Genomic DNA, 14,677 nt, shown 5'->3' on the forward strand with positions numbered 1-14,677 from the left:
GGAACAACCCGTTCATTATGTCTTGCGACGCAAAGCGCCAGGTTAATTGTTGTTGTTGAGCTGCGCCGGCGCAGGATCGGCGCCGTTGGTCATGCCGGGCATGGAATGGCCGTTATGCCGCATGTCCGTGCCGGGCGTGCCCTGCATGCCGGGCATGTCGTGCTGCATGCTGTTGCCATCGCTTGTGTTGGCCGGCTCGCTGCGCGCCGGAGCGCCCGTTGCCGGCACGGTGGCGGCGGGCGCCACGATGCCTTCGTCGGCATGGCGGTTGTCATATTGCAGCTTCTCGCGATTCTCGGCACTTTCCTTGCCGCTGCCGCCCATCATGTCGATGTGCATCATCTCGTTCATGCACATCTTGCCCGGCGTGGCGCACATGTTGAGGATGGCGGTGTAGAGATCGGCGTCGGCGCCGGCATAATAACGCACCGGCTCCTTCTCGCTCGGCTTCTCGAGCTTCAGATAGGCGTCGCGGTTGAGCATCGTGCCCTGCTGCTTGACCTTGGCCACCCAGGCGTCGAAGCCTTCGCGGTTAAGGCCATGGAACTTGAAGCGCATGTGCGAGAAGCCGGCGCCGCTGTAATTGGCGGAGAAGCCCTCATACTCGCCTTCCTGGTTGATGACGGCGTGCAGCTTCGTCTCCATACCAGGCATGGCGTAGATCTGGCCGGCGAGCGCAGGGATGTAGAAGGAGTTCATCACCGAAGAAGCAGTGATCTTGAAATTGATCGGTTGGTCCACCGGAGCGGCAAGCTCGTTGACGGTGGCAATCCCGAGTTCGGGATAGAAGAACAGCCACTTCCAGTCGAGCGCCACGACCTCGACGGTCAGCGGCTTGGTATCGGCCGGGATGGCGCGCGCCGCATCGAGGCGGTCGAGTGGCCGATAGGGATCGAGCTTATGGGTGGAAATCCAGGTCACGGCGCCGAGCGCAATGATGATCGCCAGGGGTGCAGCCCAGATGACGATTTCCAGGCGGGTCGAATGGTGCCATTCCGGCGCATAGGTTGCGGCCGTGTTGGAGTGGCGGTAGCGCCAGGCAAAGAGCAGCGTCAGGAAGATCACCGGGACGATGATCAGAAGCATCAGCACCGTCGAGATGACGATGAGATCGCGCTGTTGCACGGCGATGTCGCCGGACGGCGCCATGACCACCATGTTGCATCCTGCCAGGAAAAGCAGCGGCAAGACGGATAGAAGGCGGGAAAACTTCATGAGTTTTGGCACGTCTCTAAGCTCTTGTTGTTTCGTTTGTCTCGCGACTAAAGCACTGAACCTGATCGCGACATGAGGCCTTTGGTCGCAGTGCAGCAATCATGCCGCACTGCGGCGTAAATGCTGGTGTCCTATAGCGTTGAAATCCTGATGAAATCCAGAAGGATTTTTGCCGGCGCATGCTTCAGTCCAATATATCCCCAACAAGCGGTCAAGCCAGCATTTGCAGGGGAAAATCACCGTTCGGGCCATGCAATTTTTCCTATCTGCGCTTCATTTGCGCCGCGATGATCAACTATTTCAGTCTTACGGACTTGATAAGCCTGCGGGTTTGATCAAGATCACGCTTGGGGCGCCTTGCCGGAAGCGCCTTAACGAGGAGGCGTTTATGGCAACAACATCGCACTACGGGCCGTCATCATCGTCGCTGGAACGCGACGCGCGGCGTATTCACGACGACAAACCGGTTTCGCCAGGCAGCATCGCCGTCGGCGTGGTGATCGGCCGCATGTCGGAATTCTTCGATTTCTTCGTCTATGGCCTCGCCTCGGTCCTGGTCTTTCCACAGCTGGTCTTCCCCTTCGCGCCCGACAGGCTGACGGCGACACTCTATTCCTTCGCCATCTTCTCGCTCGCTTTCCTTGCCCGCCCCGTCGGCTCCGTCGTCTTCATGACCATCGACCGGATGTATGGGCGCGGCACCAAGCTGACGATCGCGCTCTTCCTGCTCGGCGGCTCCACGGCCTCGATCGCCTTCCTGCCGGGTTACGAGGAGATCGGCGTCTGGTCGATCGCGCTCTTGGCGCTCTTCCGCCTCGGCCAGGGTTTTGCGCTCGGCGGCGCCTGGGACGGGCTCGCCTCGCTGCTGGCGCTCAACGCGCCGGCCAATCGCCGCGGCTGGTATGCGATGATCCCGCAGCTCGGCGCGCCGATCGGCTTTGCGCTGGCCAGCACCCTGTTCGGTTATTTCGTCGCCAATCTTTCCAGCGAGGATTTCCTCTCCTGGGGCTGGCGTTATCCCTTCTTCGTCGCCTTCGCGATCAACGTCGTGGCGCTGTTTGCCCGTCTGCGCCTGGTCATGACCAAGGAATTCGGCACGCTGCTCGAACAGCACGAGCTGGAGGCAGCACCGATCCTGGACGTGCTGCGCGTTCACGGCCGCGATATTCTGATCGGCGCCTTCGTGCCGCTCGCAAGCTTTGCCATGTTCCACCTCGTCACCATCTTCCCGCTCGGCTGGATGAGCCTTTACGGCAACCAGCCGATCGGCGCCTTCATGGTGGTGCAGGTGGTCGGCGCCATGGTCGGCATCCTCACGATCATCGCCTCGGGCCTGATCGCCGACCGCATCGGCCGGCGCGCCCAGCTTGCCATCTGCGCCGTCCTGATCGCCGTCTTCAGCTTCGTCGGGCCGATCCTGATCGCCTCCGGCAACAGCGGCCACGACGCCTTCGTCATCATCGGTTTCGGCGTACTCGGCCTGTCCTTCGGCCAGGCGACCGGCTCGATCTCGTCGCGCTTCGGCCGCGGCTATCGCTATACGGGTGCTGCCTTCACCTCGGACCTCGCCTGGCTGATCGGCGCCGGCTTCGCGCCGCTGGTGGCGCTCAGCCTTTCCAGCCGCTTCGGCCTGACCTTCGTCGGCTACTACCTTCTCTCCGGCGCCATCTGCACGCTGGCGGCGCTGGCTTTCAGCAGAGCGCTGGAACAGCGGGAATAGGCGGGTCGTCGAGGCCCGCCCCTCATCCGCCTGCGGGCACCTTCTCCCCGCTTGCGGGGCGAAGGGACCGAGCCGCGACCTCTCCGTTTCTCGCCAAGCTCTCACTGGGCACGTCCCCTCTCCCCGTTTTTTACGGGGAGAGGGTTAGGGTGAGGGGCAGCCATCGGCACCGACCGGGCAGAAGAATAAAGCGAACTTTCATTTCGGGCAATGCATTCCAATTATTGAACGCATTGCAATCTATAATTAATTGCATAGGATATCCGCGATCAGCGAGGATATGCCATGACCGCGGAAACCATCGATCATTCGACCCTTTCCCGCCTTGTCGATGCAGGCGCGGTCGATGCCGCGCATGTCGTCGGCAAGACCGGCGGCTGGTCCGTCGTCATCCGCTACGGCAAATCAGAGCGTCCGCTCGCCGCCCAGCGCAGCCGGCAGGTGCGCCTGTTCAAGCGCATGGATACGCTGGTGTCCTATCTCAAGGATATCGGCATCTCGCAGTTCGATGTCGATGCGGCCGATTACGTTCCCGAGACGGCATCGCGGCCGGATCGGGCCGCCGCTTTGCGTCGGACCCATGAGGCGGCGGAATACGACAAATGGTTCCGCGAACAGGTCGAGGAAGCGATTCGGGAAGCCGATGATCCGAACGCGGTCTGGATCCCGCACGAAGTCGTTAAGGAAGAGATGGCGCGCGAACGGGCGGAACTGTTGGCGCGGCTTAAGGGCGAGAGCAAGTGAAGCTCGTCTGGCGTGCGAAAGCTGCATCCGATCGCAAAAGAGCCATTCAGTTTATCGCCGACCAGAATGTCGGCGCCGCGATAAGCCAACTTGATGAGATCGAGCGTCAGACCGATTTGCTCATTGATCAGCCGGAGATCGGCCGGCCCGGACGAATCGATGGAACGCGCGAACTGGTCATTTCACGCACATCTTTCATCGTGATCTATCGTGTCCGCCAAAAAGCCAAACAGGTGGAAATTTTGCGCCTCGTCCATGGTGCGCAAAAATGGCCGCCGAAATCTTGATCTGATACCTGCCCGAAAGCATGAACCATCATGCGCCTTTCTAATAGCTGATTGCTGGGAAGCTCCATAGTGATAGTCCGTTCAGAGTGGATGCCCTCCACCCGTGAAATCGATGAAGAGACAGCCATTTGCGCGATCGGCGACGTTCGTGGACGCGCTGATCTTCTGAGAGAGATGCATCTCGGTATTGCGCACGAATTTCACCTCATTTCTCCGGGTGCTGCTCATTGCATCCATCTGGGCGATCTGATCGACCCGGGGGGCCGGAAAGCGTGCGGTCGCTGAGATTAGCCATGCAGGGCATTCCCGGTGCGACCAACTGCACCCTCTTGGAAATCATGAACATCGATTGATTCAGTTGCTTCGCGCACCTGACGCCAAGATGATGGATCGTTGGCTGGCGAATGGCGGTACCGAATTCTTTGAGGAACTCGGCGTTGACCCTCGCGGCCGGTGGGAAGAGAGGGTGTCGGAGCTTCTAGGCGGCGATATGATTGAGTGGCTGCATTCGTTGTCTCTGAAGGTGCAGATCGGAAAACTACTTTTCGTCCATGCGGGCATCGATGCAGAGGTTCCGATCAATCGTCAGACCGCAGAAACTCTTGCGTGGATTCGCGAGCCTTGGCTTTCTTCGAAGGGGCCATATGAAGATGGGCTGGCCATCATACATGGTCACACGCCCATCGCCGATGTCGTTCTCAGCAACCAGCACAGGATCAACCTGGATAGCGGGGCTTGCGAAACAGGTGTTTTGAGCGCGCTTCTGATCCATGACGGTCGAATGAAGCTCTTTCAGACCGGTTGAAACGCCCGCGAAATCCTCCGGACATCCATGATGTTTACCGCCCGTTCGGTCTTCGTATGAGCTGCCGAGCAATTCTGGTTCAGCGACTCTACTGCGCCATCTGCGGCTGCTTTGCCGCCCGCGCCGCGGTCAGTTCCGCGGTGGTGTGGTTCAGGCGGTCGGCGAGCACGCGCATGATTTCGACGGCCATTTCGGGGAAGTCGCTGAGCAGCTTCAGGAAGTGCTCCTTGCTGATGCGCAGCACCTCGAGCGGCGAGGTGGCGCGCACCGTTGCCGTGCGCGAGACATCGCAGAGGATGGCGATTTCGCCGACGATGGAGTTGAGCTCGACATCGGCGACCTTGATCTCGCCGGCCGGCGAGGAGACGATGATGTCGGCGCTGCCGGAGAGGATGACATAGGCGGCGTCGCCGACATCGCCCTGGTGAAAGAGATCCTGGCCGGCCTTGTAGGTCATGCGATCGGAGGTGAAGGCCAAAAGCTTGAGCTTGGCCGGCGCAATCCTCGCAAAGATCGGCACCCGGCGCAGCATTTCGACTTCGTCTCTCAACAGCATGAGCGTTTCAATCCCCTGACGCAGGGTTCTTGGAACCAGGCGCCTTCAATTCCGGACGTCCCCCCGGGAACGCCTACCATCGCCGCCCCAATAGAATATTACGATAACAGTTCCTTGAACATCCCGTTTTTCTCGGAAAGTTCCGGATAGTTTCCGGCTTCCGCCAGCCCGCCGCGGTCGAAGAGCAGGATGCGGTCGAACATCTCGGCGAGCCGCGCATTGGAGAGCACCCAGATGATCGCCGGCCGCTTGCCCTCTTCGTGCAGGTCTTCGACGATGTTGCGGGTGATCTGATCCTGAACGCGCTGGTCGAGCGCCGACAGCGGCCGGTTGAAGATGAAATAGTCCGAGCGTTTCAGCAGCGCACGGGCGAGATTCAGCTTCTGCCGCTGCACCATGGTCAGCCGCTTGCCGCCGGAGCCGACGTCGAATTCCAGCCCGATCGACAGGACATCGTCGTAAAGATCGAGCGCGTCGAAGAGTTCGCCCATGATGGCGCGGATGCGGTCGGACGCGTCGGCCTGCTGATAGGCAATGCGGCCGAACAGCACATTGTCCATCAGGCTGGCCGACGGGGTGAAACGCTCGGCATCGTAGCGCTCGATCAGCTCGGCGAGATCGGCCGGGATATGCTCATGGAACTGCTTGCGGGCGCTGACGATCTTGTCCATCAGCTCGTCGGTCAGCAGGCCGAAGCGGTGGCGCGGCTCGATATAGGCGAAGCTCAGCCGGATGATGGCCGAACGTTCCTCGGGTGTGGCGTCCTCGAAGCGGCGGCTTTGCAGCTTCTGCAGCAGCGCCTGGTAGGTCGGAATGTCGTCCGCCGTCATGAAGGTCAGCTGCTGGAAGAACGGATGGTCCGGCGGCAGATCGTGGAAGAGTTCGACGGCGTTCTCGGCAATCTCCAGGCCCATGGCGTAGAGATCGGTGCTCAGGCCCGTCTCGCGGAACAGCTGCTGGAAATAGGGATGGGCGGCCAGCCGGCGGTTGGTCATCAGCGGCCGCTTCATCGTGCCGAACAGCAGGTTCTCACCGACCGTCGCCTGGGCGTTATAGGCGTCGAAATCGAAGGGCACGACGATGCCGTCGAGCCCTTCGTCGCGCAGCCGATCCCGCAGCGAGGCGCGCAGGGTTACGACGTGGTCGCTGACGGCCACATGCACGTCGGTATTGACGTTCGAGCGCAGCGCCAGATCGAGGATGTCCTGCGAGATCAGCACGGCGTCGAGCACCGGGCGGATGGCTTTCAGCAGATCTTCAGGCCCGCTGGCGCCGGCGGCCTGATAATCCACCCAGTCGCTGTTGAGGTCGAGCGTCGGATTGCCGGCCTTCACCGCCTCGACGGAATGCCATTTATACTCGAGCGCTTCCTTCTCGTCGTAGACGGGATCGGTCATCGGCGCGTGTTTGAGGCCGTAGAGCAGATTGCTGGCGAGCGAGCCGTGGAAGAAGAAGGTGTCGGCCGAGGCATAGGAGATGCGCCGGCCGGTGATCGATTCCGGCAAGTCCAGGAGGTCGCGCCCGTCAATGGTGATGCGGCCGGAATCGGGCCAGACCATGCGGCCGAGCGCTTCGGCGAAGGCTTCGGCGCCGCTGCCGTTCGGGCCGACGATCGCCACCGTCTCGTTCGGCTTGATCTCGACGGAGACGTGATCGACGAGGCGGGCGCCGCTGTCGTCGGAAAGCGAGAGGTTGGTGACGACGAGCGCGCTGGTCAGCGCGCCGACGGGGGCGGTGGCGAGCTCCTGAATGCGGCTGTCGATCAGCGGCTCGACGTTGAACTGCTCGTAGACCTGCTGGTACTTCACCTGCACGTCCTGGCGCATCTGGTCCCAGTCGATCAGTTCTTTCAGCGGCCCGGGCAGGTCCTTATAGGCCGATATGACGGCAACGAGCTGGCCGATGTCGAGCCGGCCCTGCAGCGCCAGGTAACCGCCGATCGCGTAGAACAGGAAGGGCGTGACCTGGGCGAGGAAGTTGTTGATGAACTTCACCAGGAACTTCCACTGGTAAAGGTCGTAGCGAATCGAGAAGATCCGGCCGAGCCGCGAGGCGATGTCGGCGCGTTCGAGGTTGGAGGTGTCGTTGCCGTGGATCGTGCCGATGCCGTCGACGATTTCGCCGACGCGGCCGGACAGTTCGCGTGCCGTCAGCTGTCTCTGGCGGCCGAGATCCAGCAGGCGCTTGCGCATGCGGGGAATGACGACGGCCTGAACACCGACGATGCCGGCGGCGATCATGCCGAGCCAGAAATTCTGGACGATGATGAAGGCGAGCGCCGTGATTGCCTGACCGCCGAGAAGGGCGGGCGAAACGAAGGCATCGCCGGTGAAGCCGCCCATCGGCTCCACCTCGTCCTTGATCATCGTGGCGATCTCGGCCGATTTCACCCGCTTGAAGTGGATGGGCGGAAACCGCAGCACCCGGTCGATCAGTTCGAAGCGGATGCGCCGCAGCATGCGCTCGCCGAGCCGGCCCTTATAGGTGTTGATATAGAACTTGAAGAGACCGTTCAGCACCACCAGCGCCAGAAACACCAGGCTGAGGGCCATCAGCATCTGGAAGCGGTTGAGCTGCAGGCCTTGAAAGAATTCGACATGGCCGATCAGCGGAATGTCGTAGGCGATGTGCATGAAGGTCTGCCTTGCGCCCGGACCTTCGAAACCGTCGCCCTGGATCGGTCCGTTGACGATCTGCTTCGGCAGGTCGAAAGACAGGAAATAGGGCACCATCGAGGCGGCGACGACAGCCAGAATCCACAGCTGCTGCAGCCGCGTGTTCTTCCAGATGTAGCGGGCGAGGCTTTTTTCCATGGCTAACCGTCAGCGTGCTGGGAAATTCCGGGGGCCGGGATGGGGAGGATTCTTGAGAACAGGACCATGCAGCCGGACCGCCGATATCGCAATGAAAACAAGGCGAAGCGACCGGCTGCAGACGTGCCGATTCTCGCCCGAACTTTGCTTATATCACAGGAATTTTGGATTGCAGCGCCGCACGTCCGAAAAGACGTGCAAAGGACGCTGCAGCACTTGGAATTGCTGGATAATTTTATCGCTGAATCGATACCGATTTAAGTTGAGATCGGTGCTGCGAGCAAAGAAACCCCCGGAAAAATCCGGGGGTTGGCCATTGACGTTCTTTTAGGCGGCCGGGTTCATGCCGCGACGTCGCGAAGCATGGCGTTCGGATCGGCATGGCTCATCGCTTCCGCGATCATATCGGCATCCTCATCGCCGATGCCGAACAAACCGAAGCGGAGCTGATAGCCCCAATTGGGGCCGACCCGGGTGAAGGCCAGCCGGCCGAGCAGCGGCCGGATCGGGGTTTCCTCCGCAGGCCGCCAGTCGACATCCCGCCGCCAGGGCCTGAAACCGCTTTCCATCTCCACCAGGTAGGGCGCGCCGTCGCGGGCCACACCGATCGCGGTGAAAGCCTGCAGGCGGTCCTTGCCGCCGAAGACGACGGTCGGCGAATAATAGATCACGCGATCCCCAGGCGTGATCCGCCGGAGGGGTGACGCCTTGCCGTGACAGACCTGCATGAAACCGGCTTGACGGCCGATGCGGACATGCTCTGCGGAGGCGACGGCGATCCAGGCTTTGGCCATGGCTCAAACCTCCTCGGCCACGGTATAGACACGCAGGCGATGCCCATCGGGATCGGCGGCGACGAAGCTTCGGCCGAAATCGAGATCGGTCGGCGCCATGACGATATCGGCGCCCTTGGCCTGCCAATCGGCGTGGGTCGCATCGACCATCTCTGATGCGGCGACCTTGAACCCTATATCGCAGCCGCCGCCGGCTGCTGCCGGCGCGGGCTCGACGCCGGCCTTGCCCCAGAGACCGAGCCCCAAGCCGGAAGGCAGGATGAACATGGCGAAGGTTTCGCTCGCTTCCACGGGCTCCTTCCCGAGCAGCTTGGCGTAGAAGCGGGCGCTCGCCGGCGCGTCGGTCACGTAGAGAAGAATGCTGTTGCTGGCGGTCATAAGGGTCTCCTGTTGTTCGTTGGACAGCAGAACCTTATGACCTGATACTGCCAAATTCTGGCAGTATCATCCGTCTCGATGCGATATTGGCCCCCCAACACTAAAGGGGTACAGATATACGGTATGGTGATACGGGCGGCGTTTGCCATTGCCGTACAACCTTCCCGAAAATGCACACTGGCTGCGAAGATCAACAGGCCGGCAACGGACGCGTCGGTCGCCGGCCGACTGCGGTTCATCCCCCCGTAACGCTTTTCATGACGGCTCGCTGCATCGAGCGCGGTGTCAGGCGATTAGAAAATATGATGATCTTGTTCATGAACCCGGCAACTACGGAGGGCTTGCCTTGTGACAGCGCGCGGAGACCGCTTTCGGCGACAGGGCGGGGCTTCATCGTCAGAAGGCGCAGCATGCGCGAAACAGGGGCGCTAGCGGCCGAATCGAATCCGGTTTCGGTGTGTCCTGGGCAAAGGCAGGTGACAGTCACGCCTCGGGGGCTGAGTTCGTCGTGCAAAGCTTCTCCAAAGGAAAGGACGTAAGACTTCGTTGCTGCATAGGCTGAAAACCCAGGGACAGGCTGAAATGCCAGAATGCTCGCGATGAGGAGAATCTGTCCGGATCCGCGAGTTGCCATATCCTGTCCGAAGATAAAGCTCAGTTCCGTTACCGCCGTGATGTTGAGCTGCATCATATCGGTCGTGCGCTCCAGCGGGGTGTCCAGAAAGTCCCCATGCAGCCCGTAGCCAGCATTGTTCACGAGAATATCGATCTGCAGCGACTTGTCGTCCAGGCTGCTTTTCAAACGAGCGGCAGCACCAGGGACTGCAAGATCGATCGGTTCGACGACGATCTCGACACCGTATTTTTGTCGAAGCTCTATGGCGAGCTTCTCCATCGGCTCCCTGCGCCGGGCGGCGAGCACGAGATTTACCTTTTGCGCTGCCAAGAGTTCGGCATATTCGAGACCCATGCCGCTGGACGCACCGGTGATCAGGGCCCGCTTCGGCGCGGCACTATTCGGTTTTCCTACGAGGGACGTTTGCGTTTCCGCGTTAACAACATTTTGCATTGGTTTTCCTTTCAATTGCATGGATATTTCGGAGGAGCTGACACGGGTCGTGCTTGTTCGCCCCTGCAAAGTTGAATCTTCACCGGAGCATGACGTTCGGGATGCGCCCGGTCAGCTTTCCGTCTGGGGGATGGAACAGTTTGACGGCGTTCCACCGTCCCTGCTCATAGATGCCTTTGGCATGGCTCAGACGCCTGAAACCCACTACGTCGTGATCGGCACCTATTCCGCTGGCGCCGACGCTGCTGAAAGGCACGTCCTGCGCGGCATGCATGATGGTGCCGTTGATTTTTGCTATGGCGTGCATGGTGCATTCCGATGTAGACAGAAGAAACATACGCCTTTAGATAGGCGACAAAGTTACCAGTGTCAACAATGTATCCATGAGAAACTTTGAGGTCCCATGCAGGCTGCACCCCACCGCCCCTATCATCACGGTGATCTCCGCCGCGCAATTATTGAAACTGCTCTGGACATGCTTCGGACAGAGAAGGACTGGCAGTTCACGCTGCGGGAAGTCGCCCGTCGGGCAGGCGTCAGCCACGCGGCGCCCTACAAGCACTTTCCGGATAGGACTGCCCTTCTGGTAGAACTCGCCATGATTGGGTTCGATCGACTACGCGAGGCGCTGGTGGAGGCGAAACCCGAAGCCCCCAGATCGCTGCTCGAGGAGATCACTCCGATATCTCTGGCATATGTCGCGTTCGGAACCGACAACCCGGCCTTATATCGCCTGATGTTCAGCGCGGAGGAGGGGCGGGCCGTGGGAATGCATCTCGATCAAAGGGCGCTCGCGGTATTTGACGTCGTGCTGGACATGCTCGGACGCGGTCAGGCTGCTGGCACCATTCGCAAGCGGCCAGTCAGGGGACAGGCGACCGCCGCATGGGCGCTCATTCACGGCATCACCCTGCTTGCGATCGATGGACTTCTGGTGCCAGAAAAGGTCGGATCGGCGCCGCTGGAGGCAGCCATTGCCACTCTGGTGGATGGGCTGGCAATCCCGCAGCCGAGCACTTAGCGGAAGAGCGGTCCTGCCCAGGCGCTCCGGCAGATGGGCCGGATCGCGAGCGGACACTGTGCCCTTTTAATGTTTAGGGGTCGATATTCCCTGGATCTCCCGCCACTGCTTCAGCAGCGCCTGCCGGCGCTTGGGATAACGTGTGTCGAGCGCTTGCGCTTGAACGATTCGATCCGTGCGAAACGAGCGGAAATCCTGGCGGAGTTCGCACCAGCCGAGGAGGACGCGCACCTGATCGAAAAAGGCAAGCGCGAAGGGCCACACCACACGCTCCGACGCCACGCCGGCGCCGTCGCTATAGGAGAGCGAAAGCTTGCGTTCGGTGCGGATCGCCTTGCGCAGCAGGGCCGGATCGACCGAGTCGACGGGGATTTTGACGCCTGGCCCCACCAGAAGGGCGGAGGCCTCCAATGCGTCGCGCAATTCGGGCGGCAGCACGGCTGCGATCCGCGCCAGCGCATTTCGCGCCGCATCGCGTAAGTGATCGTCCCCTCTGTCCGCTACCCATCGGGAGCCGAGCACGAGCGCTTCGATTTCCTCAGGCGGAAACATCAGCGGCGGCAGCAGAAATCCCGGTTTCAGGACATAACCGACGCCCGGTTCGCCCTCGATTGCCGCGCCCTGGGCCTGAAGGCTGGCGATATCCCGGTAGAGGGTGCGGATACTGACGCCGATCTCGTCGGCCAGCACCCCGCCGCTGACCGGCCGGCGGTGGCGGCGCAGTACCTGGAGAAGGTCGAGGAGGCGTTCGGAGCGGGACATGCGGTAAGCTTATACAGGCTTGCTGCTGCCAGATAGTGGCAGCATGAGATTGGGACAGCTTTGCCGAAGCCGTGCGCCCATGTCTTTAGCCGCCCGCGCTCATCGATATCCTCAAAACGTCGAATTGCCGGCCAGCATGGAGCGAATGATGCCGGCGGTTTTCTCGGCGCCGTCGAGATCGAGCGAGACCGCCCCGCGGCGCGGCGCGGCGAGCGCTTTTTCGACCGCTTCCTTGACATGGCCTGGCGTCAGTCCCGTTTCCGGCAGGATGTCGGCGAGATCCAGCGCCTGCAGCCGTTCGGCGCGCACCGTCTGCTCGGTCTCGCCGCCGGCGACGAAGGGGATGAGGATCGCCCGGCATTGACTGCGCAGGAGGTCGCCGACCGTGTTGTAGCCTGCCTGCGAGATCGACACTTTCGCGCCGCGCAGCAGCGAGGGAAAATCCTTGCGGAAGCGCACCAGCGTCACGTTTGGGGCGGCATCCTGCGACAGCGCGGCGAAATCGGCTTCCGGTAGGTTCGGGCCTGCGATCAGCAGCCAGCGCAGATCGGCCGGCAGCAGGGCCGCCGCCTCTTTCGCCGCGCCGATCAGCGCGGCGCCGACCGCGCCGCCGCCTGCCGATGCGATGATGTCGAAGGTTTCGCCCGGTTCCGGCGCCGGCGGCGCTGCGACGAGGCCGGTATAGCGCAGCCTGTCGGCAATCTCCGCCGTCAGCGGGAAAGTGTCCTCCAGCCTGGTGAAGCCGGGATCGCCGTGGACGAGCACGGCATCGAAATGCGCCCTGACCAGGGCTGCGGTCTCCGCGTCGCGGCCGGCCTTGCGGTTTTCCTGCAGGATGTCGCGCACCGAGCTCAAGAGTTTCGGCCGCGGTTCGGTCTTGTCGATCGCCGCAAGCAAGGGCAGCAGTTCGAAGCGCATCTGCCGCCGGCCGAAGGGGAAAGCTTCGATGATGACGACATCCGGCCTTGCGGCATGGAAGGCATCGAGCAGCAGATCGCGGCGGGCATTGAGGAAATCCTCGCCGGCTGGGCGGCCATCGGCGTCGGCCAGGCCGGAGAAGCCGGCATTGCTGGCGACGACCGGCGGCAGGGCCACAGTCTTGACGCCCTCGCCGGGAAAACCCGGCACCGGCAGGCCGCCGGTGACCACGGTGACGTCGAAACCGTCCTTGACCAGCGCATTGGCGATGCGGCTGGCGCGGGCGATGTGGCCGATGCCGAGCAGGTGCTGGACGTAGAAGAAGATACGCGGTGCCGTCATGACGCCTTCTGCCATTCGGCCTCGAACAGGCCGGTGAGCTGCCGGATGCTGGAGTGATAGTCGAAATCGTCACGCACCCGCCTTTCGGCGGCGTCGCCGAGGCGCTTGCGAAGCGCCGGGTCGCGGATCGCCGTCTCCAGCGCTTTGGCCAGTAGCGCCGGATCCTCCGGCGGCACCACCAGGCCGTTTTCGCCGTCCTCCAAAAGTTCCGGCACGCCGGATACCGCGGTCGAGAGGCAGACGAGCCGCTGGCTAGAGGCTTCCACCAGCACGTTCGGCAGGCCGTCGCGGTCGCCGTTGGCGGCAATCCGGCAGGCGAGCGCGAAGAGGTCGGCGCGGCGGTAATGATCGAGCACGTCTTCCTGCGCCAGGGCGCCCTTCCAGACGATGCGGTGGGAGAGGCCGAGCTCGGCGGCCAATGCCTTCAGCTTCGCCAGTTCCTCGCCGCCGCCTATATGGTCCATGCGCCAGTGGAGATCGCTAGGCAACAGGGCGAGTGCGCGCAGCAGCACGTCATAGCCCTTCTTCTCGACGGCGCGGCCGACGCTCAAGATGAAGGCGGGATCTGCCGGGTCGCTGCCGGTCCTCTCCGAACGCTCGCCGGCAAAGGCGCCGAACCGGGCGAGATCGAGACCGTGGTAGCTGAGGTGCACGGCATCCTTGCGGGATGTCAGGGCGCGCATGTGCTCATAACCTGTCCTGGTGCAGGTGACGGCCCAGCGGGCGCTGCCGAGTTTTTCCTGCAGCTCCCAGTCGGGCGACGTCCAGATGTCCTTGGCATGCGCCGAACAGGTCCAGGGTGTGCCGGTGAGGATGCTCGCATATTCCGTCACCGAAGCCGGCGTGTGGATGAAATGGGCATGCAGCCATTCGCCTCCATCCGGCCATTCGCGTGCCAGCACCAGCGCCTGGCCGAGACGGCGGAAGCGGTTGCGGGAGATGTCGCGTGGGAGATCCGCGAGGAAACGTTTGATCAGCGCCTTGAAGCCGGGCTTCGAGAAGCCGGCGATCAGGCCTTTCAGCACGCGGATCGGCTCCTCGTGCAGATATTCCGGCAGGTAGACGACGCGCGCCTTGATCTCGTCATGCACGGGATGGCGCTTCTTGTCGGTCGGCCGGCGCATCGAAATCAGCGTCAGGTCGAAGCCGGCCTTTTCCAAGCCGAGCAGCTCCTGGGCGATGAAGGTTTCTGATAGGCGGGGATAGCCTTTCAGCACGACGAGGATCTTGCGGCGTGGCGGCAAGGCTGTGCC

At 62.0% G+C, this 14,677-nt stretch carries 15 protein-coding genes; 5 read left to right on the forward strand and 10 right to left on the reverse strand.

What is annotated here, in order from left to right:
• Positions 1–42 precede the first annotated feature (42 nt).
• Positions 43–1,227, reverse strand: a complete 1,185-nt coding sequence (gene cyoA, locus QMO80_RS26245; protein WP_283200826.1) for a ubiquinol oxidase subunit II — start codon at positions 1,225–1,227, stop codon at positions 43–45.
• 376 nt (positions 1,228–1,603) lie between these two features.
• Here cyoA and QMO80_RS26250 point away from each other — a divergent pair, with 376 nt between their 5' ends.
• From QMO80_RS26250 to QMO80_RS26265, 4 genes are all read left to right on the forward strand, one after another.
• On the forward strand, positions 1,604–2,935 hold the full coding sequence (locus tag QMO80_RS26250; RefSeq protein WP_071087075.1) for an MFS transporter: 1,332 nt from the start codon (positions 1,604–1,606) through the stop codon (positions 2,933–2,935).
• Between the two features lie 285 nt (positions 2,936–3,220).
• Positions 3,221–3,679 carry a hypothetical protein gene (locus QMO80_RS26255; protein WP_283200827.1) on the forward strand — a complete coding sequence of 153 codons (459 nt, stop codon included), beginning with the start codon at positions 3,221–3,223 and terminating at the stop codon, positions 3,677–3,679.
• Positions 3,676–3,966, forward strand: coding sequence for a type II toxin-antitoxin system RelE/ParE family toxin (locus QMO80_RS26260; protein ID WP_283200828.1), 291 nt, complete (start codon positions 3,676–3,678; stop codon positions 3,964–3,966). Before QMO80_RS26255 ends, QMO80_RS26260 begins: the two co-directional genes overlap by 4 nt.
• 349 nt (positions 3,967–4,315) lie before the next feature.
• Positions 4,316–4,771 carry a hypothetical protein gene (locus QMO80_RS26265; protein ID WP_283200829.1) on the forward strand — a complete coding sequence of 152 codons (456 nt, stop codon included), beginning with the start codon at positions 4,316–4,318 and terminating at the stop codon, positions 4,769–4,771.
• Between the two features lie 88 nt (positions 4,772–4,859).
• On the opposite strand, the gene QMO80_RS26270 is transcribed toward QMO80_RS26265, so the two are convergent.
• The 6 genes from QMO80_RS26270 to QMO80_RS26295 all read right to left on the reverse strand — a co-directional run bounded on the left by QMO80_RS26270 (position 4,860) and on the right by QMO80_RS26295 (position 10,688).
• A complete protein-coding gene (locus QMO80_RS26270; RefSeq protein ID WP_258156801.1) occupies positions 4,860–5,327 on the reverse strand; it encodes a cyclic nucleotide-binding domain-containing protein in 468 nt (155 codons plus the stop codon).
• Between the two features lie 98 nt (positions 5,328–5,425).
• Positions 5,426–8,140, reverse strand: a complete 2,715-nt coding sequence (locus tag QMO80_RS26275) for an ABC transporter ATP-binding protein (protein ID WP_283200830.1) — start codon at positions 8,138–8,140, stop codon at positions 5,426–5,428.
• 341 nt (positions 8,141–8,481) lie between these two features.
• Positions 8,482–8,934, reverse strand: a complete 453-nt coding sequence (locus tag QMO80_RS26280) for an EVE domain-containing protein (RefSeq protein WP_283200831.1) — start codon at positions 8,932–8,934, stop codon at positions 8,482–8,484.
• 3 nt (positions 8,935–8,937) lie between these two features.
• Positions 8,938–9,312 (reverse strand): VOC family protein, encoded by a 375-nt coding sequence (locus QMO80_RS26285; protein ID WP_283200832.1) that lies wholly within the window; start codon positions 9,310–9,312, stop codon positions 8,938–8,940.
• Between the two features lie 235 nt (positions 9,313–9,547).
• The gene (locus QMO80_RS26290; RefSeq protein WP_283200833.1) at positions 9,548–10,381 is read right to left on the reverse strand and encodes an SDR family oxidoreductase; all 834 of its coding nucleotides are present in this window, start codon (positions 10,379–10,381) and stop codon (positions 9,548–9,550) included.
• Between the two features lie 79 nt (positions 10,382–10,460).
• A complete protein-coding gene (locus QMO80_RS26295; protein ID WP_283200834.1) occupies positions 10,461–10,688 on the reverse strand; it encodes a hypothetical protein in 228 nt (75 codons plus the stop codon).
• A gap of 96 nt (positions 10,689–10,784) precedes the next feature.
• On the opposite strand from QMO80_RS26295, the gene QMO80_RS26300 reads away from it, so the two are divergent.
• A complete protein-coding gene (locus QMO80_RS26300; RefSeq protein ID WP_283200835.1) occupies positions 10,785–11,402 on the forward strand; it encodes a TetR/AcrR family transcriptional regulator in 618 nt (205 codons plus the stop codon).
• Positions 11,403–11,468: 66 nt separating this feature from the next.
• Here QMO80_RS26300 and QMO80_RS26305 read toward each other — a convergent pair whose 3' ends face one another.
• The 3 genes from QMO80_RS26305 to QMO80_RS26315 form a co-directional block, all read right to left on the reverse strand.
• On the reverse strand, positions 11,469–12,164 hold the full coding sequence (locus tag QMO80_RS26305; protein WP_283200836.1) for a YafY family protein: 696 nt from the start codon (positions 12,162–12,164) through the stop codon (positions 11,469–11,471).
• Between the two features lie 111 nt (positions 12,165–12,275).
• Positions 12,276–13,424 (reverse strand): glycosyltransferase family protein, encoded by a 1,149-nt coding sequence (locus QMO80_RS26310; RefSeq protein WP_283200837.1) that lies wholly within the window; start codon positions 13,422–13,424, stop codon positions 12,276–12,278.
• Positions 13,421–14,668, reverse strand: coding sequence for a glycosyltransferase (locus QMO80_RS26315; RefSeq protein WP_283200838.1), 1,248 nt, complete (start codon positions 14,666–14,668; stop codon positions 13,421–13,423). The genes QMO80_RS26310 and QMO80_RS26315 overlap by 4 nt, the downstream gene beginning before the upstream one ends.
• Positions 14,669–14,677: the final 9 nt, after the last annotated feature.

The sequence above is a fragment of the Rhizobium sp. BT03 genome, assembly GCF_030053155.1.
In the GTDB taxonomy this organism is placed as follows: Bacteria; Pseudomonadota; Alphaproteobacteria; order Rhizobiales; family Rhizobiaceae; genus Rhizobium.

Coding starts and splice junctions, on each gene's coding strand:
- QMO80_RS26250 (WP_071087075.1), top strand. CDS start 1,604: ATGGCAACAACATCGCACTACGGGCCGTCATCATCGTCGCTGGAACGC.
- QMO80_RS26255 (WP_283200827.1), top strand. CDS start 3,221: ATGACCGCGGAAACCATCGATCATTCGACCCTTTCCCGCCTTGTCGAT.
- QMO80_RS26270 (WP_258156801.1), bottom strand. CDS start 5,327: ATGCTGTTGAGAGACGAAGTCGAAATGCTGCGCCGGGTGCCGATCTTT.
- QMO80_RS26275 (WP_283200830.1), bottom strand. CDS start 8,140: ATGGAAAAAAGCCTCGCCCGCTACATCTGGAAGAACACGCGGCTGCAG.
- QMO80_RS26280 (WP_283200831.1), bottom strand. CDS start 8,934: ATGGCCAAAGCCTGGATCGCCGTCGCCTCCGCAGAGCATGTCCGCATC.
- QMO80_RS26285 (WP_283200832.1), bottom strand. CDS start 9,312: ATGACCGCCAGCAACAGCATTCTTCTCTACGTGACCGACGCGCCGGCG.
- QMO80_RS26290 (WP_283200833.1), bottom strand. CDS start 10,381: ATGCAAAATGTTGTTAACGCGGAAACGCAAACGTCCCTCGTAGGAAAA.
- QMO80_RS26295 (WP_283200834.1), bottom strand. CDS start 10,688: ATGCACGCCATAGCAAAAATCAACGGCACCATCATGCATGCCGCGCAG.
- QMO80_RS26300 (WP_283200835.1), top strand. CDS start 10,785: ATGCAGGCTGCACCCCACCGCCCCTATCATCACGGTGATCTCCGCCGC.
- QMO80_RS26305 (WP_283200836.1), bottom strand. CDS start 12,164: ATGTCCCGCTCCGAACGCCTCCTCGACCTTCTCCAGGTACTGCGCCGC.
- QMO80_RS26310 (WP_283200837.1), bottom strand. CDS start 13,424: ATGACGGCACCGCGTATCTTCTTCTACGTCCAGCACCTGCTCGGCATC.